Here is a 24,547-nt window from a genome sequence, read left to right on the forward strand (position 1 = left end):
GCCCCGACCGCCGGTCCGTCCCGGCGGTCGGCTCCTACCGGACAGATGCGGGCCCGGCGGCCGGGCCCGCCTGCTCCGGGGACGCGGCGGCCGGCCCGTCCGCCTGCTCCGTGACCGCGTCCGCCGGGCCCGCCGGGTCCGGGTCGTCCGCCGTGCCGAACGGGTTGTCGATGACATAGCGCCAGAGCCCGTCGGATCCCCGGCGGGCCACGTCCGTCGCCGTGCCCGCGATCCGGACCTGGCCGCCGTGTGCCGCCCTGCCTTCCACCACCCAGTCCACGATCAGGAGCGCCAGGTCGCCGGAGACGTAGGTGTGGCGAGGAGTCACCCGGATGGGGACGCGCAGCGCGAGGAAGTCCCGGTGGGCCGGCAGTCGGCCGGGGCCGGCCGTGGGATGGCCGGGCCGGGGGACGAACAGCGCGTCGGCCTCGTACAGCCGGTCGACGCACTCGGGGTCGAAGGTGTTGAACGCCCGCTCCAGGACGTACGGATGCTCGGCGGCGACGGTGGTCGGATGCACACTGGTGGAATGCGTCATGCCGTCAGTGAACCGCCCGATGACGAGAGTCACCCAACGGAAACCCACGCGGACCACGGCCAGGAACTGACACCGACCGCCCGTGGCCGCACGTCCCGTCCCGAGCCGGACTGTCCGGTCGAGGTGGCCCTGGCCGCGGTGTCGGGCCGCTGGACCACGCTCGTGCTGCGCGAACTCATGGGCGGTCCGCTCGGGTTCTCCGAGCTGAGGGAACGGCTGCCGGAGCTGTCGGCGAAGGTTCTCAGCCAGCGGCTCCGTGAACTGCGTGAGCGCGGCCTGCTGTCGGTGGAGCGCCGGCGCGGATTTCCCGTACGTACCCGCTACACCCTGACCGGAGGCGGCCGGGCACTCCGGCCGCTGCTGATCGAGCTCTACGCGACGGGCGAGGCCCTCCTGACCGCGGGGCCGTCCGCGGCCGGCCGGCCGCAGGCGCGAACACGCAGCACAGAGGCCTGATCCGGCAGGCAGCCCGTGGGTGTTTCATGGCTTACGAGGCAACTCCAGCTAATTCGTGGGTGTTTGCCATGGTTGGCCGCCTTGTTAAGCGACAGTATGGACACGGTCGTGTGGCAGCTGTATGTACGTTTGGCCCCCAGCTCACCTGCGCTTGACCCTTTGCTTATCTGTGGCTTACTTTCCGGCTTGCCTGGCTGAAATTGGTGTGCCCTCGGAACGGGGGCCCGGGGAGGGAATCACAGTGAACTGGTACCTGGACGTACTCAAGAACTACGCAGGCTTCAGCGGACGCGCGCGCCGCAAGGAGTACTGGATGTTCGTGCTCTTCAACTTCATCATCGCCCTGGTGCTGTCGGCCCTCGGCATGGCGATCGACACGCAGATCCCGTACTTCCTCTACCTCGCCGCGGTCATCGTCCCGTCGCTGGCGGTCATGGTGCGGCGGCTGCACGACACCGGCCGCTCGGGCTGGTGGTTCTTCATCTCGTTCGTCCCGCTGGTCGGCGGCATCATCCTGCTCGTCTTCCTCGCCTCGGAGGGCAAGCCGGAGACGAACCAGTACGGCGTCAACCCGAAGCTGGCCCCGCAGGCCGTCTGATCCACCGCTCCGGTTGTTCCGGAGCATCCCCCGGGCCGGGCGCGGCACTTGCCGCCCCGGCCCGCGGTGTGTCCGGGACCAGGCCCCTTGGCCGAAACCGGAGGCCGAGGTCCGCCGGTTTCACTCCGGCCGGTGCTCCGGGCCGCCGAAGTCCGGGCTGGTGAAGTCGGGGCTGGTGAAGGTCGGCCGGGGGCCGGCCGCCGGACCGTCGTCCGGGCCGGAGAAGTCCGGCCTGCTGTAGCCCATCTTCGGGATGCGGTTGGGCGAACGGTGCGGGGTCCGCGCGGCGGGCCCCGCGGTGGGGTCGGCCAGTGCGTCCCGGAGGAACGGGAGGATGCCGCGCTCCAGCAGGGCGTGGCGCCAGGCCTCCCTGGCTCGCGCGACCTCTTCAGGGAGCTCCTGCTCCTCGCTCTCGGCGGCCAGGGACGTCGTGCCGTTGCGGAGCGCGGTGACGAGCAGTCCGACGGCCGCGACCAGGATCGCGGCGGCGGCGACCGCGGCGAAGAACCACCCGGCCGCGACCATCGAGTTGCCGAAGGCCACCGACGGGCTGACCGCCTTCAGCAGGTAGCCGACGAGCAGGAAGATGACGGCCGCGGTGCCGGCGAGCAGCGGGGTCAGGACCGCGATGACCGCCCCTATGCCGGCCCCCGCTCCGGCCGCCGTGCTCCACGGCCCGTCGACGGCCGGGGTGCCCTCGGTTCCCTCGGCGGCCGCCGCCCGGCGCAGCTCGCCCCGGGCCTTGACGTAGTGCTCGTACTCGGTGGCCGCGGCAGCGGTGATCAGCGCCGTGGCGCTGAGCGCCATCGTGCGCAGCTGTTCTGTGTTGAGCCGGTCCCCGACGCCCTCCAGGTCCGGGCGTTCGTGAGCGTGGCGCAGTGCGTCGCCCAGGATCCGCTCGTACTCGGGTCCGTCCTCGGCCAGCAGGTGCGGAGCGCTTGTCATCTGCATCCCCCGATGCTCCGTCGGTGCCCGGCTGCCCGCGTGGACCGGACGATCGGGCGGAAACGGAGGAGAGCCTGCCACTGATACGCCGATGGTAGAGCGCTCACGGCACGGGGTGACAGGGTGTTTCCAGAATTGGGCCCGGTGATCGGCGAGGTCGGCGCAGGCGGAACCTGAAGCGTCTTCCCCGCCGACGGTCAGTCATGCAGCGGGAGTTGGACCACCAGCAGCTTTCCGGCCATGGTCACTCCGCCGTCCATGGCGATGGCGAGGCCGTCCGCGTACACGTGCGGTCCGTTGACCACGGGCCCCGAGCCGTCCTCGCCCTCTTCCGTGCCGACCTCGCCCAGGAGGTACGGAATGGGGCTGTGACCATGGACGACGCGCTGTCCGCCGTACGTCGCCATCAGATCGCGCACCGCGTCGGCGCCGCCCTCGTCCCGGAAGGCGAACCGCTTGGTGAGCTTGCGGAAGAGGTCCCAGCACTCGTCGGCATCGTTACGCGTGAGAATGGCCGTGATCGTGTCGTTGACGTCCTCGATGGTGGACCCGTAGTCGAGGTAGGCCGTCGTGTCGGAGTGCATCAGCAGATGCCCGTCCTCCTCGACGACCGCGTCGAGCCGGGACATCCACTGGAGGTGGACGTCCTGGAGGCGCTCCATGTCGGCCTTCTGGCCGCCGTTGAGCAGCCAGGCGGCCTGGAAGGTGGCGGTTCCCGCCCCGGAGTTGACGGGGGTGTCGGCGAACCGCTTGGCGCCGAGCAGCAGCAGCTCGTGGTTGCCCATCAGGGCCTTGCAGTAGCCGCCGGCCGCCGCCGCCTCGGCGGAGAGCCGCATGACGAGGTCGATGACCCCGATGCCGTCGGGGCCGCGGTCGGTGAAGTCGCCCAGGAACCACAGCCGGGCGTTGCCCGCGGCCCAGTTCCCGTCGGCGTCGATGAGTCCCTGCTCGCCGAGGGCGGCCAGCAGCTCGCTCAGATAGCCGTGGACGTCGCCGACGACGAAGAGCGGGCCGAGCCCGTCCTCGGAGACGGGGGCGGCGGGCTCGGGAACGGTCTGCACCTGGACCGTGTCGCCGCGACGGATGACCGGGAGGTCCCGCTCGGTCGGTGTGTAGCCCTCCGGCTGCTCGTCGCCCACGGCGGCGTTGCCGGGATGCGGCAGCGGGGGCGGCGCGGGAGCCCGCGGCGGCACGGAAGCGCCCGGCGCCGGTGGTGCGGAAGCGCCCGGCGCCGGAGGGTTCGGTTCCGGCGCCCGGGGCGGCACCGGCGAAGGAGGTGCCACCTGTGCCGGCGGTGGCACGGGTGTCTGCGCATACGGCGGAACCCGGAAGTCACGCAACGTCGCCGTCCGCACCACGGGTTCCTGACCGGCCCCCTGAGTCATCGACCCCTCCACCACCGTCGCGCCGCCGTACACCTGACGGGCCCTGCCTGGTAGAGGTGGTCCGCGGTGTCGTGCGCCCATCATAGGAATGCGGATCGATATGTGTGACGCACCAGGGGTGGTGAATCCGGGCGCACGTACGGTTCACCGGCCGATTGGTCCGAAAAGAGCCGATCAATCCCTGCTGGGGGAGCGCGGCGCGTTGACCGTGGTGCGTGGTGGACGGCGTTGCGATGAGGTTCGGACGATGAGCTCCGTCGGTATGACCTGTTCCACGGGCCCGTCGTGTTCGACCCCTTCGATGGCGTCGATGAGGAGCTGGACGACGGCCGTGCCGATGCGGCGGGGCTTCAGCGAGAGCGTCGTGATGGGCGGCTCGGTGGCCGCGTACACGGTGGACTCGCTGCAGCAGACCAGCAGCAGGTCATCGGGGACCCGCAGCCCGTAGCGGCGGGCCGCCGCGAGGAGATCGGTCCCGTTGGGGTCGAAGAGCCCGTAGACCGCGTCGGGGCGGTCCGGGCGGGCGAGCAGCCGGTCGGCGGCGACCGCCCCCGCGCAGGGGTCGTGGGCCGGGTAGGACTCGTAGACGGGGTCCTGGCCGACCCGCTCGCACCAGTGGAGGTAGGCGGTGGTGGACAGCCGGGTGTACGTGTCGGTGGTGTTGCCGGTCAGCAGGCCGATGCGGCGGGCTCCGGCGGCGGCGAGATGGTCGAGGAGGTCGAGCACGGCGGCCCGGTGGTCGTTGTCGACCCAGGCGGTGACGGGGAGGGTCCCGGCCGGGCGGCCGTCCGAGACGACGGGCAGCCCCTGGCGGACGAGCTCGGTGACGACCGGGTCCTGGTCGGAGGGGTCGATGACGACGGTCCCGTCGAGCGCGACGTTCGACCAGACGTCGTGCCGGGAGGTGGCGGGGAGGATGACGAGGGCGTAGCCGCGGGCGAGCGCCGCGGAGGTCGCGGCTCTCGCCATCTCCGCGAAGTACGCGAATTCCGTGAAGGTGAAAGGTTCATTCCCGTACGTGGTCACGGTCAGGCCGATCAGGCCGGACTTGCCCGTACGGAGGGTTCGGGCCGCGGCGGACGGGCGGTAGCCCAGGCGCTCGGCGACCTCGCGGACATGGCGGCGGGTGGCGTCCGGGAGCCTGCCCTTGCCGTTGAGCGCGTCGGAGACGGTCGTGATCGAGACTCCGGCCGCGGCGGCCACATCACGGATCCCCGCCCGACCTGGCCGGCCGCTGCGCCGGGGTGTCTCCGTCCGGCTCACCTGGTGCTTCCCTGCTGCTGTCATGGCGAGCCGATAGTAGGGCTCCGAGGGGTGGTCGGTCCGGTCGCATATGCGCACGTTGGCAGGCACGTTTCTGCAAGGTCGCTGCCCATCAAATTCCTCTCAATGCAAGAGAGTTGGGCATTCCTGCATGCGGGTTTCAGGTGCTGAAGGCGGGCAGCCTGCTGAATGTGCGATGTCTCGAAGAGGTCTCAACTCACTACTTCGAGGGACGCGCGCCACGGCGCGAGCCACCGGCGCGCGCCGGAACGGGAAGCACTACCCCGGGCGGAGCCCCCGGACCGGCCCCGTGCGAGGTCCCATTCCCGGGCACTGCGGTCGATTTCCCGCTCGGGCCATTCGCAGCGGGGCCCAATCCTCATAAGGTGTGCAGTATTGCTGTGAACGGACGGTCGAGGAGGACCTGCGGTGAGCGAGACGAGCCCCAAGCTGCGCGCCGAGCTGGACGGCGTTCCCGCCTATGTGCCGGGGAAGCCGGCGGCGGCCGGCGGACCGGTCGCGTACAAGCTGTCCTCCAACGAGAATCCCTATCCGCCGCTGCCGGGGGTGCTGGAGTCGGCCCTCGCCGCGGCGGGGACCTTCAACCGCTACCCGGACATGGCGTGCACCGGCCTGATGAACGAGCTGGCCGACCGTTTCGGTGTGCCGCTCTCGCATCTCGCCACCGGCACCGGGTCGGTGGGCGTGGCCCAGCAGCTGCTCCAGGCCACCTCCGGACCCGGCGACGAGGTCATCTACGCCTGGCGGTCCTTCGAGGCGTACCCGATCATCACCCAGGTCAGCGGCGCGACCTCGGTCAAGGTCCCGCTGACCGACGGCGACGTGCACGACCTCGACGCGATGGCGGACGCGATCACCGACCGGACCAGGCTGATCTTCGTCTGCAACCCCAACAACCCCACCGGCACGGTGGTCCGCCGGGCGGAGCTGGAACGGTTCCTCGACCGGGTGCCGAGCGATGTGCTGGTGGTACTCGACGAGGCGTACAAGGAGTTCATCCGTGACGCCGATGTGCCGGACGGCATCGAGATCTATCGGGACCGGCCCAATGTGGCGGTGCTGCGGACCTTCTCGAAGGCGTACGGCCTGGCCGGCCTGCGGGTCGGTTTCGCGGTGGCCCACGAACCGGTGGCCGCCGCGCTGCGCAAGACCGCCGTCCCCTTCGGTGTGAGCCAGCTCGCCCAGGACGCGGCGGTGGCCTCGCTCCGCGCGGAGGACGAGCTGCTGGGCCGGGTCGGCTCGCTGGTCGCCGAGCGCACCCGGGTGAGCGCGGAGCTGGTGCGCCAGGGCTGGACGGTGCCGGAGTCGCACGCGAACTTCGTCTGGCTGCGGCTCGGCGAGCGGACCGTCGACTTCGCGCGGGCCTGTGAGCGGGCCGGGGTGGTCGTGCGGCCGTTCGCGGGCGAGGGCGTGCGGGTCTCGATCGGCGAGGACGAGGGCAACGACCTGTTCCTGAAGGCGGCGGAGGCGTTCCGCGCCGAGCTGTAGAGCCTCCGCTCACCTGCAGCGCCGCCGCGCCGCGGCACCTGTACGACCGGGGGGCCCCGGACCTCGGACGACGAGGTCCGGGGCCCTTTGCGTGGGCGGCGGGGGGCTCGTCACGCGGGGCGGGGCCGAAAAGGGGTACCCCCGGCGAAGGCTCCGAAAGTGTGTGCGTCATAATTGCTTGTGAATGTGAACGCGTTCACAAGCGTGCCCTGCTTCCTCCCGTGATCGGTCGGATCAAAGGGGCATAGTGCCGGTGTGACCACGGCGATGTAAGGAGACTGACGACGTGGACCTAGCTCTGGCGCCGGAGACCCTGGCGCGATGGCAGTTCGGCATCACCACCGTCTACCACTTCCTCTTCGTTCCCCTGACGATCTCGCTCGCCGCGCTCACCGCCGGCCTGCAGACCGCCTGGGTGCGGACGGAGAACGAGAAGTACCTCAGGGCGACCAAGTTCTGGGGCAAGCTGTTCCTCATCAACATCGCCATGGGCGTCGTCACGGGCATCGTCCAGGAGTTCCAGTTCGGCATGAACTGGTCCGACTACTCGCGCTTCGTCGGCGACATCTTCGGCGCTCCGCTCGCCTTCGAGGCGCTGATCGCCTTCTTCTTCGAGTCCACCTTCATCGGACTGTGGATCTTCGGCTGGGACAAGCTGCCGAAGAAGATCCACCTCGCCTGTATGTGGATGGTCTCGATCGGCACGGTCCTCTCGGCGTACTTCATCCTGGCGGCCAACTCCTGGATGCAGCACCCGGTCGGCTACCGGATCAACGAGGAGCGCGGCCGCGCCGAGCTCACCGACTTCTGGCGGGTGCTCACCCAGGACACCGCGGTCACGCAGTTCTTCCACACCATCACGGCGGCGTTCCTGGTCGGCGGGGCCTTCATGGTCGGCATCGCCGCGTTCCACCTGGCGCGCAAGAAGCACATCCCGGTGATGCGGACCTCGCTGCGCCTGGGGCTGATCACCGTCGTGGTCGCCGGAATGCTCACCGCCGTCAGCGGCGACAGCCTCGCCAAGGTCATGTTCCGGCAGCAGCCGATGAAGATGGCCGCAGCCGAGGCCCTGTGGGACGGGCAGGAGCGGGCGCCGTTCTCGGTCTTCGCCTACGGGGACGTCAGCGAGGGCCACAACTCCGTGGAGATCTCGCTCCCCGGGATACTGTCCTTCCTCGCCAACAACGACCCGAACTCGTATGTCCCCGGCATCAACGACATCAACAAGGAGTCGCAGGAGAAGTACGGGCCTGGCGACTACCGCCCCAACATCCCGGTCGCGTTCTGGAGCTTCCGGTGGATGATCGGCTTCGGGATGGCCTCCTTCGGCCTCGGCCTCCTGGGACTGTGGCTGACCCGGAAGAAGTTCCTGCTGCCACCGGTGCTGCGGACCGGTGAGGACGAGGTGCCGCATCTGGTCCTGTTCCGGAACAAGGCGCTGAGCCCGAGGCTCACCAAGCTCTACTGGGTCGTCGCGCTCTGGACGCTGCTCTTCCCACTGATCGCCAACTCCTGGGGCTGGATCTTCACCGAGATGGGCCGCCAGCCTTGGGTCGTCTACGGGGTGCTCCAGACCCGTGCCGGAGTCTCCCCCGGCGTCTCGCAGGGCGAGGTCCTCACCTCGATGATCGTCTTCACGCTGCTCTACGCGGTGCTCGCCGTGATCGAGGTGAAGCTGCTCGTGAAGTACATCAAGGCCGGTCCCCCGGAACTCACCGAGGACGACCTGAACCCGCCCACGAAGATCGGCGGCCACGACGAAGACGACGCCGACCGGCCGATGGCCTTCTCGTACTGAGCACAGGAGCTGAGAGATGGAACTCCACGACGTCTGGTTCGTGCTCATCGCCGTCCTCTGGACCGGCTACTTCTTCCTGGAGGGATTCGACTTCGGCATCGGGGTCCTCACCAAGCTGCTTGCTCGCGACCGCAAGGAGCGCCGGGTCCTGATCAACACGATCGGGCCCGTCTGGGACGGCAACGAGGTCTGGCTGCTCACCGCGGGCGGCGCGACCTTCGCCGCCTTCCCCGAGTGGTACGCCACCCTCTTCTCCGGCTTCTATCTGCCGCTGCTGATCATCCTGTTCTGCCTGATCGTGCGTGGCGTCGCCTTCGAGTACCGCGCCAAGCGGACCGAGGAGCGGTGGCAGACGAACTGGGAGACCGCGATCTTCTGGACCTCCCTGATCCCCGCGGTGCTGTGGGGCGTGGCGTTCGGGAACATCGTGCGGGGCGTGAAGATCGACGCCGACATGGAGTACGTCGGCAACTTCTGGGATCTCCTCAATCCGTACGCGATCCTCGGCGGCCTCGTCACGCTCACCCTCTTCACCTTCCATGGGGCGGTGTTCGCCGGCCTCAAGACGGCGGGCGACATCCGGGTCAGGGCACGGGCACTGGCGCTGAAGCTGGGGCCGGTCACCGCCGTGCTCGCGCTGGGCTTCCTGCTCTGGACCCAGGCCGACAACGGGGACGGCTGGAGCCTGGGGGCCATGGTCGTGGCGGTGGTGGCGCTCCTGGCCGCGATCGGGGCCATCGCCAAGGGCCGCGAGGGCTGGTCGTTCGCGTTCTCGGGCGTGACGATCGCGGCGGCGGTCGCGATGCTCTTCCTGACGCTCTTCCCGAACGTCATGCCGTCCTCGCTGAACGACGCCTGGAACCTCACGGTCACCAACGCCTCGTCCAGCCCGTACACGCTCAAGATCATGACCTGGTGCGCGGGCATCGCCACGCCCATGGTGCTGCTCTACCAGAGCTGGACCTACTGGGTCTTCCGCAAGCGCATCGGCACCCAGCACATCGCTGACGCACACTGAGCCGTGCGGACCGCTCGGGCCCCGCGTTTCCCGCAGGGCCCGGAGCGGCCGCCGATCCCGCAGAGCCACCGACCCCGCCGGGGGAGATGTTTCACGTGAAACCGATCGATCCGCGTCTTCTCCACCACGCACGGGCCACCCGCCTCTTCCTGGCGGCCGTGGTGGCTCTCGGCCTGGTCGGCGCCCTGCTGGTGATCGCCCAGGCGATGCTCATCGCCGAGATCGTGGTGGGCGGCTTCGAGGGCGGACTCACGGTCACCGCGCTGCGCACCCCCCTTCTGCTGCTCGCCGCCGTCGCCGTCGGACGGGCCCTGATCGCCTGGCTCACCGAGCTGGCGGCCCATCGAGCCAGCGCGGCCGTCAAGTCCGAACTGCGCGGTCGGCTCCTGGAGCGGGCCGCGCTGCTGGGCCCCGACTGGCTGAGCGGGCAGCGCACCGGTTCGCTCGTCGCCCTGGCGACCCGGGGGATCGACGCGCTCGACGACTACTTCGCCCGCTACCTCCCGCAGCTCGGCCTCGCGGTCGTCGTGCCGGTGGCGGTGCTCGCCCGGATCGTCACCGAGGACTGGGTGTCGGCCGCGATCATCGTCGTCACGCTGCCGCTCATCCCCCTGTTCATGATCCTGATCGGCTGGGCCACCCAGTCTCGGATGGACCGCCAGTGGCAGCTGCTGTCCCGGCTCTCCGGACACTTCCTGGACGTCGTCGCCGGGCTGCCGACCCTGAAGGTCTTCGGGCGGGCCAAGGCCCAGGCCGCATCGATCCGCACGATCACCTCCGACTACCGCCGGGCCACCCTGCGCACCCTGCGGATCGCCTTCCTGTCCTCGTTCGCCCTGGAGCTGCTGGCGACCCTGTCGGTGGCCCTCGTCGCCGTCACGATCGGCATGCGGCTCGTCCACGGCGAACTCGACCTCTACACCGGTCTGGTGGTCCTGATCCTGGCCCCGGAGGCGTATCTGCCGATCCGCCAGGTCGGGGCGCAGTACCACGCTGCGGCCGAGGGCCTCTCGGCCGCCGAGGAGATCTTCGCGGTCCTGGAGACCGAACCCCGGACTCCGGGCACGGAGGACGTCCCGGACGAGCTGCGGCTGGAACTGGAGGCCGTGACCGTACGCCACGAGGGCCGTGCGGAACCGTCGTTGGACGCCGCGTCGCTCACCGTGGAGCCGGGGGAGACCGTCGCCCTGGTCGGCCCGAGCGGGGTCGGCAAGTCCACCCTGCTGAACGTGGTCCTCGGCTTCGCCCGGCCCGACGAGGGGCGGGTGCGGGCCGGGGGCCAGGACCTCGCGGATCTGGACCCGGACCGTTGGCGGAGCCGGATCGCCTGGGTCCCCCAGCGCCCCCACCTCTTCGCGGGCACGATCGCCGAGAACGTCCGCCTCGCCCGGCCCGACGCCGACGACGAGGCGGTTCTCGGGGCGCTGCGGGACGCGGGCGCGTACGACTTCGTCGCTGCGCTCCCCGACGGGATGCTGACCGCCCTCGGCGAGGACGGCGCCGGGCTCTCCGCGGGCCAGCGCCAGCGCCTCGCCCTCGCCCGCGCGTTCCTCGCCGACCGGCCGCTCCTGCTGCTGGACGAGCCGACCGCGAGCCTGGACGGCGAGAGCGAGGCGGGCATCGTCGACGCCGTGCGGAGGCTGGCCGCCGGGCGGACCGTGCTGCTGGTCGTCCACCGCCCGGCGCTGCTGGCGGTCGCCGACCGCGTGGTGACGCTGGAGCCGGGTACCTGCGTGCATGAGCGGAACGAGGACGCGAGCCGTGGTGCCGCCGCCGCAGGTCCGGCCGTTCCGCAGCCGCTCGCCGGGGGGGAACTCCTGGACGCCCGCCGGGCGGAGGAGCTGCGCGCGGCCGACGGCGGGCCGGCGGAGAGCGCGTCCCGCTCCGGAAGTGTGCTCGCCCGGGTCCGCGAGTCCGCCGGGGCGCAGCGCGGCCGGCTGGCCCTGGCCCTGCTGCTGGGCAGCCTGGCCGTCGGGTCGGCCGTGGGGCTCATGGCGGTCTCCGGCTGGCTGATCTCCCGCGCGTCCGAAGAGCCGCCGGTCATGTACTTGATGATGGCGGTCACCGCGACCCGCGCCTTCGGCATCGGCCGGGCGGTCTTCCGCTACGCCGAGCGGCTCGTCTCCCACGACGCCGTCCTGAAGCTCCTCGCCGACCTGCGCGTCTCCGTCTACCGGGGCCTCGAACGCATCGCCCCCGCCGGGCTGCGCACCACTCGGCGCGGGGACCTGCTGTCCCGGCTCGTCGCCGACGTGGACGCGCTCCAGGACTACTGGCTGCGCTGGCTGCTGCCCGCCGGGACCGCCGCCGTGGTGGGGACCGTGGCCGCCGGGTTCACCGGCTGGCTGCTCCCGGAGGCGGGCGTGATCCTGGCGGTCGGGCTGCTCGTTGCCGGGGTCGGCGTCCCGCTCGTCAGCGGCGCCTGTGCCCGCCGCACGGAGCGTCAGCTCGCGCCCGCCCGCGCCGCCCTGGCCACCCGGGTCACCGAACTCCTCGGCGGGACCGCCGAACTGACCGTCGCGGGAGCGCTGCCCGCCCGGCAGGTGCGGCTGCGTACGGCCGACATGCTGCTGACCCGGATCGCCTCCCGTGCGGCCGCCGCGACGGCACTGGGCGGCGGTCTGTCCGCCCTGGTCTGCGGGCTCACCGTGGTGGCCGCCGCGGCCGTCGCCGTCCCCGCCGTGCAGGACGGCCGGCTGTCCGGGGTCGCGCTCGCCGTGGTGGTGCTGACCCCGCTCGCCGCCTTCGAGGCCGTCACCGGCCTGCCGCTCGCCGTGCAGTACCGCCAGCGCGTCGCCCGGAGCGCGGAGCGGGTGTTCGAGGTGCTGGACGCCCCCGTGCCCGTACAGGAGCCACTGGCCCCCGCCGAGGAGCCCGCCTCCCCCTTCCCGCTGGAGGTACGGGGGCTGAGCGCCCGCTACCCAGGGGCCCGGCACGACGCGCTGGCCTCGCTCGACCTGAAGCTGACGCCCGGACGGCGCATCGCGGTCGTGGGGCCCTCCGGCTCGGGCAAGACGACGCTCGCCCAGGTCCTCCTGCGCTTCCTGGACGCCTCGTCGGGGACGTACCGGCTCGGCGGTGTCGACGCGGCCGAGCTGGAGTCGGACACGGTCCGGCGCTCGGTGGGGCTGTGCGCCCAGGACGCGCACGTCTTCGACAGCACGATCCGCGAGAACCTGCGCCTGGCCCGTCCCGGGGCGACCGACGCCGAACTGCGCGACGCGCTCTCCCGTGCCCGCCTCCTGGACTGGGTGCTGGCTCTGCCGCAGGAGCTCGACACGCCGGTGGGCGAGCACGGCGCGCGGCTCTCCGGCGGTCAGCGCCAGCGCCTCGCTCTGGCCCGCGCACTGCTCGCGGGCTTCCCCGTGCTCGTCCTTGACGAGCCGGCCGAACACCTCGACCTGCCGACCGCAGACGCCCTCACCGCCGATCTGCTGGACGCGACCCGGGGCTGCGCGACGGTCCTGATCACCCACCGGCTGACCGGCCTGGAGGCGGTCGACGAGGTGCTGGTGCTGGACGCCGGCCGGGTCGTGCAGCGTGGACCGTACGCCGAACTCGCCGCCGAGGACGGGCCGCTGCGCCGCATGCTGGAGCGCGAACGGGAGACGGTGGCGGTGTGAGCGCCACCGCGGCCCCAGGTCCCCGCCGGCCGACGCCCTTCCGGCCATCGAGCGCATTCTCGACTTTCGTCCCTTATCGGCACTAACTAGGCTCAGGCCATGGCAGAGCCCGACCCGCAGGACTCCCTCGACGCCGCCACCCGGGCCACCCGCAGCCTCCAGGGGCTGTCCACCGAGCTGACCGCGCGGGTGCCGCAGCTCCTGGAGGCGATGCGTTCCGTCGGCGCGGGGCTGGAACTGCACTCCACCCTGGACCGGATCTGCGAGACGGCCGCCGAGCTCGCCCACGCCCGGTACGCCGCCATCGGCGTCGTCGACGAGCTGGGCGAGGGACTCTCGGACTTCGTCACGTACGGCGTTCCGCCGGAGGTGGCCGAGGCGATCGGGCGCCGGCCCGACGGCCACCGGGGGTTGCTCGGCGCACTGATCCACGACCCCGCCCCGGTCCGCCTGGCCGACCTGTCCACGGATCCCCGCTCAGCGGGATTCCCGGCGGGGCATCCCCGGATGCGGACCTTTCTGGGGGTGCCCATCCGGGTCCAGGGGGAGATCTTCGGCAACCTCTACCTGACCGAGAAGCGACACGGCGCGGAGTTCAGCGACTACGACCTGCACATGGTCCGGGTGCTCGCCACGGAGGCCGGGATCGCCATCGGCAACGCCCGGCTGTACGAGGCGGCACGGCAGCGGGAGCACTGGATCGACGGTTCGGTCGCGGTCACCACGGCGCTCCTGTCGGGCGGGGACGCCGACGAGGCGCTGTCGGTGGTCGCCGAACAGGCCCGCCGGCTCGCCGACTCCGCCGCCGGGATCGTGCTGCTGCCCGCAGAGGAGGGCGGTCTGGAGATCGTCGCCGTGTCGTCCGACGACCCCTCGTCCTCGCTCGGTGTGATCATCCCGCCCCGGAGCGCGGTGGTGGCGAAACTGCTCGCGGGCGAGGCGGTGTTCATCGACGACTCGGCCACCGACAGCCGGATGATCACCAGACTGGCCGGCCGGTTCGGCCCCAGCATGATGCTGCCGCTCCACAGCGGCGGCCGGGTGCTCGGCGCGCTGGCCACTCCCCGGTCCCGGGGCGCGCGCCCGTTCACGGCGAGCGAGCGGACGCTCGCCACCCAGTTCGCCTCCCAGGCGGCGCTCGCGCTGATGATGGCCGAGGCGCAGCGGGACCGGGAGCGGCTCGCGGTGTACGAGGACCGCGACCGGATCGCCCGCGACCTCCACGACCTGGTCATCCAGCGGCTGTTCGCCACCGGGATGATGCTGGAGAGCGCCCAGCGCAGGTCGGTGGTGCCCGAGGTGCGGACCGGTGTCGGCCGGGCGGTCGACGAGCTGGACGTGACGATCCAGGAGATCCGTACGGCCATCTTCGCGCTCCAGCAGGAACCGGCCGAAGCCCCGTCCGGGCTGCGCACCCGGGTACTGCGGGAGATCAACATGGCGGCCGTCCCGCTCGGCTTCAAGCCCTCGCACCGCTTCCTGGGCCCGGTGGACTCGCTCGTCGGCGAGCTGACCGGCAAGAACCTGGTCGCGGCGCTGCGCGAGGCCCTCTCCAACGCGTTCCGGCACGCGGGGGCGTCGCTGATCGATGTGGTCGTCGACGCGACGGTGACCCTGCCGGACGGGCGGGGGGCGGTGCGTCTCTCGGTCGCCGACGACGGGGTGGGCATCCCGGAGGACGGCCGCCGCAGCGGGCTGCGCAACCTGGCCCGCCGCGCGGAGTCCCTGGGCGGGTCCAGCCGGATCGAACCGGGGATCGGGGAGGACGGCGGCGGTACGACGGTGGTGTGGGAGGCACCGCTGTGAGGGCCGCCGCCCGAAGGTGAGGACAGGCGCGGCCTTCGCGGACAGGTCTGCCGAAAGGTTTCAGCGGGTCTCTGCGCGGGCGGCGAGGATCCGCTCGATGACGAGGGCCACCCCGTCCTCCTGGTTGGTGGCGGTCCGGCCGGAGGCGGCGGCCAGTGCGTCCGGGTGGGCGTTGCCCATGGCGAAGGAGGCCCCGGCCCAGCGGAGCATCTCGATGTCGTTGGGCATGTCGCCGAAGGCGACCACCTCGGCGGGCGAGATGCCGCGCTCGGAGCAACAGGCGGCGAGCGTGGTGGCCTTGGAGACATCGAGCCCGCTGACCTCCAGGAGCGCGGAAGGGCTGGAGCGGGTGAAGGCGGCCCGGTGGCCGACCGCCGTACGGGCCAGGTCGAGGAAGCCGTCGGGCGCCAACTCGGTGTGGTGGGCCAGCAGCTTGAGCACCGGCGCGCCGGTGCCCGGGGTGTCCTCGTGCAGCAGCTTCTCGGCGACGGCCACTGTGGCGCCCGGGTCCAGGTGGAAGGGCGGGTAGGCCGGTTCGTAGTTGATGCCGGTGGTCATCTCGACGGCGAAGGAGGTGCCGGGGGCCGCGTCGCGCAGGGTGTGCACGACGTGCAGGGCGGCGTCGCGCTCCAGCGGCCGTACGGAGAGCAGCGCGCCGTCCGTCCGCAGGTCGGTGACCACGGCGCCGTTGGCGCAGATCGCCGTTCCGTGGCTCTGGACGTGGTCCCGGACGACGTCCATCCAGCGGGCCGGCCTGCCGGTGACGAAGAAGACCTCGATCCCGGCCTCCTCGGCCGCCGCGAGGGCCGCGACCGTGCGCGCGGACAGCGTCTTGTCGTCGCGCAGCAGGGTGCCGTCGAGGTCGGTGGCGATCAGCCGGGTCATGGCGGGGAGAGGCGCAGCGGTCACTGAGGTCACCGGCCCATTCTCGCCCACGAAGGTGCACGGGCGTGCGGAGGGTCGCACATTTGAGTGGATAAACTCCTGAACTGCGGGAAAGTCCTCTGGCATATGTCAACGGTCATCGAGAGGGTGGGAGAGACCTTCCGGCTCCGCGTATCGTCGGGGGCATGCGTCTGAGCACGGTGATCCTCCCCATCCACCGGTGGGCCGAAGGACAGAACATCTGGCGGCGGGCCGAAGACCTCGGGTTCCATGCCGCGTACACCTACGACCACCTCTCCTGGCGGACCTTCCGGGACGGACCGTGGTTCGGTGCCGTCCCCACACTCACGGCCGCAGCGGCTGTAACGCAGAGCATCCGCTTGGGTACGCTGGTCACCTCGCCGAACTTCCGTCACCCGGTGACGCTCGCCAAGGAGCTGATCTCCCTGGACGACATCTCGGGCGGTCGGATCACCCTCGGCATCGGCGCCGGGGGCAACGGGTTCGACGCCACCGCGCTGGGCCAGGAAGCCTGGACCCCGCGCGAACGCGCCGACCGGTTCGCCGAGTTCGTGCCCCTGCTGGACCGGCTGCTCACCGAGGACGCGGTGACCGGGCGCGGGACGCACTACGCCGCGGACGAGGCCCGCAACATCCCCGGCTGTGTCCAGCGTCCCCGGCTGCCCTTCGCGGTCGCCGCGACCGGGCCGCGCGGTCTGCGGCTCGCCGCCCGACACGGGCAGGCCTGGGTCACCACCGGCGACCCCAAGCTGTACGAGAACGGCACCCCGGAGGAGTCGCGGGCCGCGCTGCGGGCGCAGGGCGAGAAGCTCACGGGCGCGTGCGCGGAGATCGGCCGGGACGCCGCGGAGCTGGACCGGATCCTGCTCACCGGTTTCACACCGGACCGCACCGCTCCGCTGGAGTCCGTGGACGCCTTCGTCGACTTCGCGGGGCGCCACGCGGAGCTGGGCTTCACCGAGATCGTCGTCCATGCACCGGTCCCGGACTCGGTCTTCGACGTCGACCCGAAGGTCTTCGAGCGCATCGCGACCGAGGCGCCCGCGCAACTGGCGTAGGTCTTCGGGCGCGTCCCGCTCAGTCGCGCAGCCGCAGGAACCCCGGGGGTACGGCGTCGGCCAGCCAGACCCCGTTGGCGCTGACCCGGAAGACATGGCCGGCGCGGTGCATCGCGCCCGCGTCCACGGTGAGGACGAGGGGGCGGCCGCGGCGGGCGCCGACCCGGGTGGCCGTCTCCCGGTCGGGAGAGAGGTGGACGTGGTGGCGGGCCATGGGGCGCAGGCCCTCGGCCCGGATCGCGTCCATCACCCGGGCGACCGTGCCGTGGTAGAGGTACGCGGGCGGCTCGGCCGGTGGCAGGTCCAGGTCGACGGCGACGGTGTGGCCCTGGTCGGCGCGGATGCGGTCGCCCTCGACGGTGAAGCGCCGCTTGTCGTTGGCGGCGACGACTTGGTCGAGCTCGGCGCGGGAGAGGGGGAATCCGTGCCGGGCCGCAGCGTGCAGCAGCTCCTCGACGGCCACCCAGCCGTTCTCGTCGAGGGTGAGGCCGATGCGTTCCGGCTGGTGCCGCAGATGCTTCGAGAGGTACTTGGACACCTTGACGGTCCGACGTTCGTCCATGGCGTCAGAGTGCCCGTGGCGAGCTGTCGGTGCATCCGTATTTCGACTCGCCGCTCGTTCGCTCGTTGCTTCTTCGCCTCATCGGTTCGTCGGCCTTTCGGTTCTTCGTTCTTCTGTGATTCGTCGGCTCTTCTCCTTCGCCGGGTTTGATCCACAGTCAACTTGAGTTATCCACAAGCTATTTGCTGATTCTGTGGACAACAGGCTGTGGATTTAGGGGTGTTCGTCAATTTTGTTCTCTTTGGCGTGACTTGCCGTGAGATGGTCCAAAGTCCGCGCTTGCAGCTCCCGTTCGGTGGCCGCCGCGACGAAGTCCGCCAGCCCCTCCGCGCCAACAAGGTTCTGCACCGCCTGGGTTGTCCGAGCCGGAAGCAGCACGGGGCGGGTCGAGTTCTCGGCGATCGCGCTCCGCTCCTCGCCGAGGTGGTGATGCAGGTGGCGGGTGGCGAACGTCCTCATGGCGCGCGCCAGTTCGGCGTCCACTGTCTGTTGAGCGAGGGGCCTCAGGCGGCGTACCAGGGAGGCCGCCTCTGCCGCATCGGAGTCGGTGGGCGGCCGATGACCGAGATAGCGGGCGAAGACGTGCTCGGTGGTGAACTCCAGGAAGCGGGAGGCTATGTGCTCCACCTGGCCGCGAAGCTCCCGCAGATGGCCGGAGATCGCGGACAGGGGGACCCCAGCCCCGTACAACTCCACCGCCACCGTCAGCTCTTGTGGACTGGGGACGAGGAACTCGTCGTCCCGCCCCGGCACGCGCTCCAGCACGCCGAGCTCCACCGCCTCGGCGATGGCCTCGTCGTCCCGCCGGCCGCCGAACCGCGCGTCCAGCTCGCGGCGGCTGATCCGGCCGGCCTCCTCGTCCGTCCACGGGCCGTGCACCTCCGCGACGAGCCCGAGCACCCCGCCGAGCCCCCGGCCCGCGTCCCACGCCTCCAGCAACTCCTTGATGCTGGCCAGGGTGTAGCCCCGGTCGAGCAGGTCCGCGATCTGCCGCAGCCGGGCCAGGTGGGTCTCCCGGTACACATTGGCCCGTCCGCGCCGCTCGGGCGTCGGGAGCAGCCCCCGGTCCTGATAGGCGCGGATCGTGCGCACCGTGGCCCCGCTGGCGTGGGCCAGGTCCTCGATCCGGTACTCGGCGGCCTTGGCCCCTGCCCCGGTCACAGCGGAGGCTTCAGCCGGGCGACGGCGCGCAGGGCCCCGGGGCTCAGCCGGGACAGCAGCCGGGCGCCGCGCGCCTCCGGGGTCACCGGCACCACCGCCTGGTTGCGCACGACCGCCCGCAGAATCGCGTCGGCGACCTTCTCCGGCGGGTAGTTGCGCCGCTCGTAGAGCCGGCTCGTCCGCTTCCGCAGCCGCTCCTCCTCCGCCGCGTCGGTCCCCGCGAAGCGCGCGGTGGTGGTGATGTTGGTGTTGACGATGCCGGGGCATATCGCGCTCACCCCGATCGACTTCTCCGCCAGCTCGGCCCGCAGGCACTCGCTGAGCATCAGCACGGCCGCCTTCGACGTGCTGTACGCGGGCAGCGCCCGGGAGGGCTGGAAGGCCGCGGCCGACGCGGTGTTGACGATGTGGCCGCCCTGGCCCCGGTCCGCCATCTGCTTGCCGAAGATCCGGCAGCCGTGGATGACTCCCCACAGATTGACGTCGAGGACCTTCTTCCATTCCTCGCTGGTGGTCTCCAGGAAGGAGCCGGAGAGCCCGATCCCGGCGTTGTTGACCAGGACGTCGACGATGCCGTGCTCCGCGGCGACCCGGGCGGCGAGCTTCTCCATCGCGGCCTCGTCGCTGACGTCGACCGCCTCGCCCCAGGCCGCCGGCGCCCCGATCAGCCGTGCCATCTCCGCGGTCCGGGCGGCCCCCTCCGCGTCGCGGTCCACGGCCACGATCCGGGCGCCCGCCTCGGCGAAGGCGAACGCCGTGGCCCGCCCGATCCCGGAGGCCGCGCCCGTCACCAGGACCAGCTGACCGCCGAACCGCTGGGCGTAGGGGCTCTTGGCCTCCGCCTGCGCCACGGGCGCGCCGTCCCGCCCGGCGGACTCGTTCGCCGTGACGAACTCGTCGATCCAGAAGGCCAGTTGGTCCGGCCGGGTGCGGGGCACCCAGTGCTTGGCCGGGATCGAGCGGCGTACCAGCGTGGGGACCCAGTCCTCCAGCCCGTCGTAGAGCCGCTCCGAGAGGAAGGAGTCCCCGGTCGGCGTGATCAGCTGGACCGGCGCGTGGGCGTAGGCGTCCGCGCGGGGCCTGCTCAGCCGGGCGCGGACGTTGTCGCGGTAGAGCCAGGCCCCGTGAGCCGCGTCGTTCGGCAGGGAGGCGGTGGGGTAGTCGCCCGCGGGCACCTTCTCCAGCCGCTCCAGGATCCGGGGCCACCGCTTGCCGAGCGGCCCGCGCCAGGCGAGCTCCGGCAGGACCGGCGTGTGGAGCATGTACACATACCAGGACTTGGCTCCCTGGCCGAGCAGTTCGCCGACCTTGCGCGGGGTCGGGCGGGTCATCCGGCGTTTGATCCAGTGCCCGAAGTGGTCCAGGGACGGCCCGGACATCGAGGTGAAGGAGGCGATCCTGCCCTCGGTCCGGCCGACCGTGACGAACTCCCAGGACTGCACGGACCCCCAGTCGTGACCGACCACGTGCACCGGCCGGTCCGGGCTGACCGTGTCGATCACGGCCAGGAAGTCGTCGGTCAGCTTCTCCAGGGTGAAGCCGCCGCGCAGGGGCTTCGGGGCGGTGGACCCGCCGTGCCCCCGCACGTCGTACAGCACCACGTGCCACTGCTCGGCCAGCCGCACGGCGACGTCCGACCAGACCTCCTTGCTGTCCGGATAGCCGTGGACCAGCACCACGGTCGGCCGGCCCGCGTCGCCCAGTTCGGCGACGCACAGCTCGACGCCCCCGGTCACCACGCGTCGCTCGCGCGCTCGGGACAGATTCACGCCGCCACCTTCTCCTCGGCCCAGCGCCGCACGTGCGGCAGATCGTCGTCCAGCCAGAAAGCGCTCTGTTCGGGGTCCTTGGAGTCGGTGACGACCAGGATCTCCTCGAACTTCGCGCCCGTACCCCGGAATCCGAGGTGGGGTTCGACCGCCCACAGGCCCGGCTGCGGCGGGTGGTCGGAGAATCGGTAGGGGCTCCACAGCGGTGACCAGCCGTCCCGGTGACCGTGCAGCGCGTCGCTCAGGAGCCCTTTGAGGGCCTGGGCGCCGAATCCGAACACCTGCGGCGACCAGCGGCGTTCGGCGACGCGGTCGACCTTGTGGGCGATCACGCCGAAGGGGTAGGCTCGGTGTCTGTTCGCGTATCCCTGTGCGGTCATGAGGCGTTCGACGTCCTCGTAGATCTCGCGCAGCGAACGGCGCTCGCGCACCTCCCGCAGGATCAGCCCGCGGTGGGCCTCCAGGTCGGCCAGCAGCTTGTCGTGCAGCGGATTGAGGCCGAGGCACCCCGAATACCCGACATCGGCGGTGAACCCCTTGTACACCGGGGCCATGTCGAGGATGAACGGCATCCCCGGCTCCAGCTTCCGGTCGGTCGGGAAGAACTGCAGCGGCACCTTGAACCCGGCGAACGCCGTGCGGTCCCCGAACCAGGCGAACGGGAGGTGGAACCAGTCGCGCACGCCGCGCTCGCGCAGCCACACGCGCTGCATCCGGGCCGCCTCGCGCTCGGTCACTCCCGACCGCAACTGACCGGCTACCGCCTCCGCGCAGGCGTAGGCCAGGCGCTGAACCTCTCTGAACCCCCGCAGCTCCGGGGCGATCTCGTGCTGCACTGCCGAGGTCATGCCGGTCATGCCACCGTCCGTTCCCTGCCGTGTGCGGTCCGTGCCCGTAAAGTGACACTGATGAATGTGACAATGTCCGGCGGCTGCGTCAAGAGGTCTGCGCGGCCTGTGGACAACTCCCGGCGCGCGGCTGTGGACAACCCGGGACCCGTCTGTGGGCGACCCGGCCCGTTCCGCCCGTTGGTCGGACCCCGGCCCGTCCCGCCCGTTGGTCGGACCCCGGCCCGTCCCGCCCGCGGGTCGGACCCCGGCCCGTCCCGCCGCAGGATCGAACCCCGGCGCGCCCTGCCGGTCCCGGAGGCCCGGTCTCCTTCTTCGCGGGGTCCCCCTACGGGCGCGTACGCCTGGAGTCTGACGCGGATCCAGCCGTCAGGGCTGACGACCCCTGTGGCCCCCGCCACTAACGTCATTTCCGTGACAGCCGTAATCGCTACCGAAGCCCTGAGCATGCGGTTCCCCCGGGTGACCGCGCTTGACCGGCTCACGTTGGACATCGGACCGGGTGTGACCGGTCTGGTGGGTTCCAACGGAGCCGGCAAGTCCACACTGATCAAGATCCTGCTGGGTCTTTCCCCCGCCACCGAAGGCCGGGCCGCAGTGCTCGGGCTCGACGTCGCGACCAGCGGCGCCGCCATCCGGGAACGGGTGGGATACATGCCCGAGCACGACTGCCTGCCGCCCGACGTCTCGGCGACCGAGTTTGTCGTGCACATGGCCCGCATGTCGGGGCTGCCGCCCACGGCGGCCCGTGAGCGCACGGCCGACACCCTGCGCCACGTCGGCCTCTACGAGGAGCGCTACCGCCCGATCGGCGGCTACTCGACCGGCATGAAGCAGCGGGTGAAGCTGGCCCAGGCCCTCGTCCACGACCCCCAGCTGGTCCTGCTCGACGAGCCGACCAACGGCCTGGACCCGGTCGGCCGGGACGACATGCTCGGCCTGATCCGCCGGATCCACACCGACTTCGGCATCTCCGTGCTGGTGACCTCGCACCTCCTGGGCGAGCTGGAACGCACCTGCGACCACGTCGTCGTCATCGACGGCGGAACGCTCCTGCGCTCCAGCTCCACCAGCGACTTCACCCAGACCACCGCGACCCTGGCGGTCGAGGTGACCGACAGCGACACCCACCCCGACGGCACCGGTGCGCTGCGCAAGGTCCTCACCGACGCCGGCGTCACCCTCATCGGCCTCGACGGGATCGACACGGAGGGGCTGCCGGGCGCGGGCCGCATCCTGCTGATCGAGGCGGTCGGCGAGGAGACGTACGACCTGGTCCGCGACAGCGTCGCCGGGCTCGGGCTCGGCCTGGTCCGCATGGAACAGCGCCGCCACCACATCGCCGAGGTCTTCCGTACCGAACAGGGCGGGGCGCACGCCGCCACCGTCCCGGCCGCCGACGGCGCCGTACAACAGGCCCCGCAGCAGGTCGCCCAGGTCCAGCAGAAGGGAAGCGGTCGCGATGAGCACTGAGACCGGGACCGCGGCCGGGCGCGACGCCTCCCGGATCCACAACATCGGCTACCGCTCCTACGACGGACCGCGGCTCGGCCGGGCCTACGCCCGCCGATCCCTGTTCTCGCAGACCCTGCGGGGCTCCTTCGGACTGGGCCGTTCCGCCAAGTCCAAGGTGCTTCCCATGCTGCTGTTCGGCGTGATGGCGCTGGTCGCGGCGATTCTGGTGGCGGTCTCCATGGCCGCGCCGGACGCCAGCAAGCTGGTGGTCAAGTACACCTCGTACGCGATCTACCTCCAGGCTGTCATCGGCCTGTTCATCGCCGCCCAGGCACCGCAGGCGGTGTCCAGGGACCTCCGCTTCAAGAGCGTCCCCCTGTACTTCTCGCGGCCGATCGAACGCGCCGACTACGTGATGGCGAAGCTCGCGGCCACCGCCACCGCGCTCTTCATCCTCACCGGTGCACCGCTGCTCATCCTCTATGCGGGCTCTCTGCTCGCGAAGTTCGACTTCGCCGATCAGACCAAGTGGTTCGGCCAGGGACTGGTGTCGGTGGCGCTGCTGTCCGTGCTGTTCGCCGGGCTCGGCCTCGTGATGGCCGCCCTGACCCCGCGGCGCGGCTTCGGCGTCGCCGCGGTGATCGCCCTCCTGACCATCACCTACGGCGCCGTCTCCACGGTCCAGGCCATCGCCTGGGAGACCGGTTCGGAAGGGGCCGTGCAGTGGCTCGGCCTGTTCTCGCCGATCACGCTGATCGACGGCGTCCAGACCGCGTTCCTCGGTGCGACCTCCGCCTTCCCCGGAGGGGAAGGCCCGGGGGCCGGGACCGGCGTGGTCTACCTGATCGTTGTTCTCGCGCTCGTCGCCGGCTCGTACGCCGTCCTGATGCGCCGCTACCGGAGGGTCGGGCTGTGACCACCATCGAGATCGACCACACCTCGCGCTGGTTCGGCAACGTGGTCGCCGTCAACGACGTCTCCATGACCGTGGAGCCCGGCGTCACCGGACTCCTCGGCCCGAACGGCGCCGGAAAGTCCACCCTCATCAACATGATGGGCGGATTCCTCGCCCCCTCGACGGGGAAGGTCACGCTGGACGGCCGGCCGATCTGGCGCAACGAGGCCGTCTACAAGGAGATCGGCATCGTCCCGGAGCGGGAAGGGATGTACGACTTCCTCACCGGCAGGGAGTTCGTCGTCGCCAACGCCGAACTCCAAGGGCTGGGCGGGGCCGAGGCGCAGAAGGCGCTCGCCACGGTCCAGATGGAGTACGCCCAGGACCGCAAGATCTCCACGTACAGCAAGGGCATGCGCCAGCGCGTGAAGATGGCGTCCGCGCTGGTCCACGAGCCCTCGGTGCTGCTCCTGGACGAGCCGTTCAACGGGATGGACCCGCGCCAGCGGATGCAGCTGATGGAACTGCTGCGGCGGATGGGGGACGAGGGACGCACGGTCCTGTTCTCCTCCCACATCCTCGAAGAGGTCGAGCAGTTGGCCTCGCACATCGAGGTGATCGTGGCGGGCCGGCACGCCGCGTCCGGCGACTTCCGGAAGATCCGCCGGCTGATGACGGACCGGCCGCACCGCTACCTGGTGCGCTCCAGCGACGACCGGGCCCTCGCGGCCGCGCTCATCGCCGACCCTTCCACCGCGGGCATCGAGGTCGACCTGGCCGAGAAGGCGCTGCGCATCCAGGCCGTCGACTTCGGGCGGTTCACCGAACTGCTGCCGAAGGTGGCCCGTGAGCAGGGCATCCGGCTGCTCACCGTCTCCCCGTCCGACGAGTCCCTCGAATCGGTCTTTTCCTACCTCGTAGCGGCCTGAGTAGTGGCCTGAAAGGAGCTGTGCA

The 24,547-nt window shown here is 71.2% G+C and carries 20 protein-coding genes; 11 read left to right on the forward strand and 9 right to left on the reverse strand.

Going from position 1 to position 24,547, the window contains the following annotated elements:
- Positions 1–34: 34 nt before the first annotated feature.
- Positions 35–538: a YybH family protein gene (locus tag IG90_RS38995; protein ID WP_051859881.1), complete on the reverse strand. Its 504-nt coding sequence runs from the start codon at positions 536–538 to the stop codon at positions 35–37.
- On the opposite strand from IG90_RS38995, the gene IG90_RS39000 reads away from it, so the two are divergent.
- Together IG90_RS39000 and IG90_RS0101360 are read left to right on the forward strand one after the other, a co-directional pair.
- Positions 530–994, forward strand: coding sequence for a winged helix-turn-helix transcriptional regulator (locus IG90_RS39000; RefSeq protein WP_233435855.1), 465 nt, complete (start codon positions 530–532; stop codon positions 992–994). The genes IG90_RS38995 and IG90_RS39000 overlap by 9 nt on opposite strands.
- 241 nt (positions 995–1,235) lie before the next feature.
- On the forward strand, positions 1,236–1,592 hold the full coding sequence (locus tag IG90_RS0101360) for a DUF805 domain-containing protein (protein WP_030576078.1): 357 nt from the start codon (positions 1,236–1,238) through the stop codon (positions 1,590–1,592).
- Positions 1,593–1,712: 120 nt separating this feature from the next.
- Here IG90_RS0101360 and IG90_RS0101365 read toward each other — a convergent pair whose 3' ends face one another.
- From IG90_RS0101365 to IG90_RS0101375, 3 genes are all read right to left on the reverse strand, one after another.
- A complete protein-coding gene (locus tag IG90_RS0101365) occupies positions 1,713–2,543 on the reverse strand; it encodes a hypothetical protein (protein WP_030576081.1) in 831 nt (276 codons plus the stop codon).
- Positions 2,544–2,734: 191 nt separating this feature from the next.
- A complete protein-coding gene (locus tag IG90_RS0101370; RefSeq protein ID WP_206433837.1) occupies positions 2,735–3,922 on the reverse strand; it encodes a metallophosphoesterase in 1,188 nt (395 codons plus the stop codon).
- 174 nt (positions 3,923–4,096) lie between these two features.
- The gene (locus IG90_RS0101375; protein ID WP_078585125.1) at positions 4,097–5,209 is read right to left on the reverse strand and encodes a LacI family DNA-binding transcriptional regulator; all 1,113 of its coding nucleotides are present in this window, start codon (positions 5,207–5,209) and stop codon (positions 4,097–4,099) included.
- A 405-nt stretch (positions 5,210–5,614) separates the two neighbouring features.
- On the opposite strand from IG90_RS0101375, the gene hisC reads away from it, so the two are divergent.
- From hisC to IG90_RS0101400, 5 genes are all read left to right on the forward strand, one after another.
- On the forward strand, positions 5,615–6,694 hold the full coding sequence (gene hisC / locus IG90_RS0101380; RefSeq protein ID WP_030576092.1) for a histidinol-phosphate transaminase: 1,080 nt from the start codon (positions 5,615–5,617) through the stop codon (positions 6,692–6,694).
- 286 nt (positions 6,695–6,980) lie between these two features.
- Positions 6,981–8,492 (forward strand): cytochrome ubiquinol oxidase subunit I, encoded by a 1,512-nt coding sequence (locus IG90_RS0101385; protein WP_030576095.1) that lies wholly within the window; start codon positions 6,981–6,983, stop codon positions 8,490–8,492.
- A 16-nt stretch (positions 8,493–8,508) separates the two neighbouring features.
- Positions 8,509–9,510 carry a cytochrome d ubiquinol oxidase subunit II gene (cydB, locus tag IG90_RS0101390; protein ID WP_030576097.1) on the forward strand — a complete coding sequence of 334 codons (1,002 nt, stop codon included), beginning with the start codon at positions 8,509–8,511 and terminating at the stop codon, positions 9,508–9,510.
- Positions 9,511–9,605: 95 nt separating this feature from the next.
- On the forward strand, positions 9,606–13,133 hold the full coding sequence (gene cydD, locus IG90_RS0101395; protein WP_030576100.1) for a thiol reductant ABC exporter subunit CydD: 3,528 nt from the start codon (positions 9,606–9,608) through the stop codon (positions 13,131–13,133).
- Between the two features lie 99 nt (positions 13,134–13,232).
- Positions 13,233–14,939, forward strand: a complete 1,707-nt coding sequence (locus tag IG90_RS0101400; RefSeq protein WP_030576107.1) for a GAF domain-containing sensor histidine kinase — start codon at positions 13,233–13,235, stop codon at positions 14,937–14,939.
- 60 nt (positions 14,940–14,999) lie between these two features.
- Here IG90_RS0101400 and IG90_RS0101405 read toward each other — a convergent pair whose 3' ends face one another.
- A complete protein-coding gene (locus tag IG90_RS0101405; RefSeq protein WP_030576110.1) occupies positions 15,000–15,824 on the reverse strand; it encodes an HAD family hydrolase in 825 nt (274 codons plus the stop codon).
- A gap of 185 nt (positions 15,825–16,009) precedes the next feature.
- Here IG90_RS0101405 and IG90_RS0101410 point away from each other — a divergent pair, with 185 nt between their 5' ends.
- Positions 16,010–16,903 (forward strand): LLM class flavin-dependent oxidoreductase, encoded by an 894-nt coding sequence (locus tag IG90_RS0101410; protein ID WP_030576115.1) that lies wholly within the window; start codon positions 16,010–16,012, stop codon positions 16,901–16,903.
- 19 nt (positions 16,904–16,922) lie between these two features.
- Here IG90_RS0101410 and IG90_RS0101415 read toward each other — a convergent pair whose 3' ends face one another.
- From IG90_RS0101415 to IG90_RS0101430, 4 genes are all read right to left on the reverse strand, one after another.
- A complete protein-coding gene (locus tag IG90_RS0101415) occupies positions 16,923–17,465 on the reverse strand; it encodes an RNA 2'-phosphotransferase (protein WP_030576117.1) in 543 nt (180 codons plus the stop codon).
- A gap of 213 nt (positions 17,466–17,678) precedes the next feature.
- Entirely contained in the window at positions 17,679–18,626 is a 948-nt protein-coding gene (locus tag IG90_RS0101420) for a MerR family transcriptional regulator (protein WP_030576120.1), read from the reverse strand.
- Positions 18,623–20,395, reverse strand: coding sequence for an SDR family oxidoreductase (locus IG90_RS0101425; protein WP_030576121.1), 1,773 nt, complete (start codon positions 20,393–20,395; stop codon positions 18,623–18,625). Before IG90_RS0101425 ends, IG90_RS0101420 begins: the two co-directional genes overlap by 4 nt.
- Positions 20,392–21,252 (reverse strand): M24 family metallopeptidase, encoded by an 861-nt coding sequence (locus IG90_RS0101430; RefSeq protein ID WP_030576123.1) that lies wholly within the window; start codon positions 21,250–21,252, stop codon positions 20,392–20,394. The genes IG90_RS0101425 and IG90_RS0101430 overlap by 4 nt, the downstream gene beginning before the upstream one ends.
- A gap of 438 nt (positions 21,253–21,690) precedes the next feature.
- Here IG90_RS0101430 and IG90_RS0101435 point away from each other — a divergent pair, with 438 nt between their 5' ends.
- The 3 genes from IG90_RS0101435 to IG90_RS0101445 are packed head-to-tail and all read left to right on the forward strand — an operon-like array spanning position 21,691 to position 24,522.
- Entirely contained in the window at positions 21,691–22,716 is a 1,026-nt protein-coding gene (locus tag IG90_RS0101435) for an ABC transporter ATP-binding protein (protein WP_030576125.1), read from the forward strand.
- Positions 22,706–23,614, forward strand: a complete 909-nt coding sequence (locus tag IG90_RS0101440; protein ID WP_030576127.1) for an ABC transporter permease subunit — start codon at positions 22,706–22,708, stop codon at positions 23,612–23,614. Before IG90_RS0101435 ends, IG90_RS0101440 begins: the two co-directional genes overlap by 11 nt.
- Positions 23,611–24,522 carry an ABC transporter ATP-binding protein gene (locus tag IG90_RS0101445; RefSeq protein ID WP_030576129.1) on the forward strand — a complete coding sequence of 304 codons (912 nt, stop codon included), beginning with the start codon at positions 23,611–23,613 and terminating at the stop codon, positions 24,520–24,522. Before IG90_RS0101440 ends, IG90_RS0101445 begins: the two co-directional genes overlap by 4 nt.
- Positions 24,523–24,547: the final 25 nt, after the last annotated feature.

The organism is Streptomyces anulatus, from assembly GCF_000721175.1.
In the GTDB taxonomy this organism is placed as follows: Bacteria; Actinomycetota; Actinomycetes; order Streptomycetales; family Streptomycetaceae; genus Streptomyces; species Streptomyces anulatus_C.

Bases quoted from the DNA above. Each gene is read 5' to 3' on its own strand.
- IG90_RS0101440 (WP_030576127.1), top strand. From the start codon at position 22,706: ATGAGCACTGAGACCGGGACCGCGGCCGGGCGCGACGCCTCCCGGATC.
- IG90_RS0101370 (WP_206433837.1), bottom strand. From the start codon at position 3,922: ATGACTCAGGGGGCCGGTCAGGAACCCGTGGTGCGGACGGCGACGTTG.
- IG90_RS39000 (WP_233435855.1), top strand. From the start codon at position 530: ATGCGTCATGCCGTCAGTGAACCGCCCGATGACGAGAGTCACCCAACG.
- IG90_RS0101430 (WP_030576123.1), bottom strand. From the start codon at position 21,252: ATGACCGGCATGACCTCGGCAGTGCAGCACGAGATCGCCCCGGAGCTG.
- IG90_RS0101410 (WP_030576115.1), top strand. From the start codon at position 16,010: ATGCGTCTGAGCACGGTGATCCTCCCCATCCACCGGTGGGCCGAAGGA.
- IG90_RS0101435 (WP_030576125.1), top strand. From the start codon at position 21,691: ATGCGGTTCCCCCGGGTGACCGCGCTTGACCGGCTCACGTTGGACATC.
- IG90_RS0101400 (WP_030576107.1), top strand. From the start codon at position 13,233: ATGGCAGAGCCCGACCCGCAGGACTCCCTCGACGCCGCCACCCGGGCC.
- cydB (WP_030576097.1), top strand. From the start codon at position 8,509: ATGGAACTCCACGACGTCTGGTTCGTGCTCATCGCCGTCCTCTGGACC.
- IG90_RS0101415 (WP_030576117.1), bottom strand. From the start codon at position 17,465: ATGGACGAACGTCGGACCGTCAAGGTGTCCAAGTACCTCTCGAAGCAT.
- IG90_RS0101365 (WP_030576081.1), bottom strand. From the start codon at position 2,543: ATGCAGATGACAAGCGCTCCGCACCTGCTGGCCGAGGACGGACCCGAG.
- IG90_RS38995 (WP_051859881.1), bottom strand. From the start codon at position 538: ATGACGCATTCCACCAGTGTGCATCCGACCACCGTCGCCGCCGAGCAT.
- IG90_RS0101405 (WP_030576110.1), bottom strand. From the start codon at position 15,824: ATGACCCGGCTGATCGCCACCGACCTCGACGGCACCCTGCTGCGCGAC.
- IG90_RS0101375 (WP_078585125.1), bottom strand. From the start codon at position 5,209: ATGACAGCAGCAGGGAAGCACCAGGTGAGCCGGACGGAGACACCCCGG.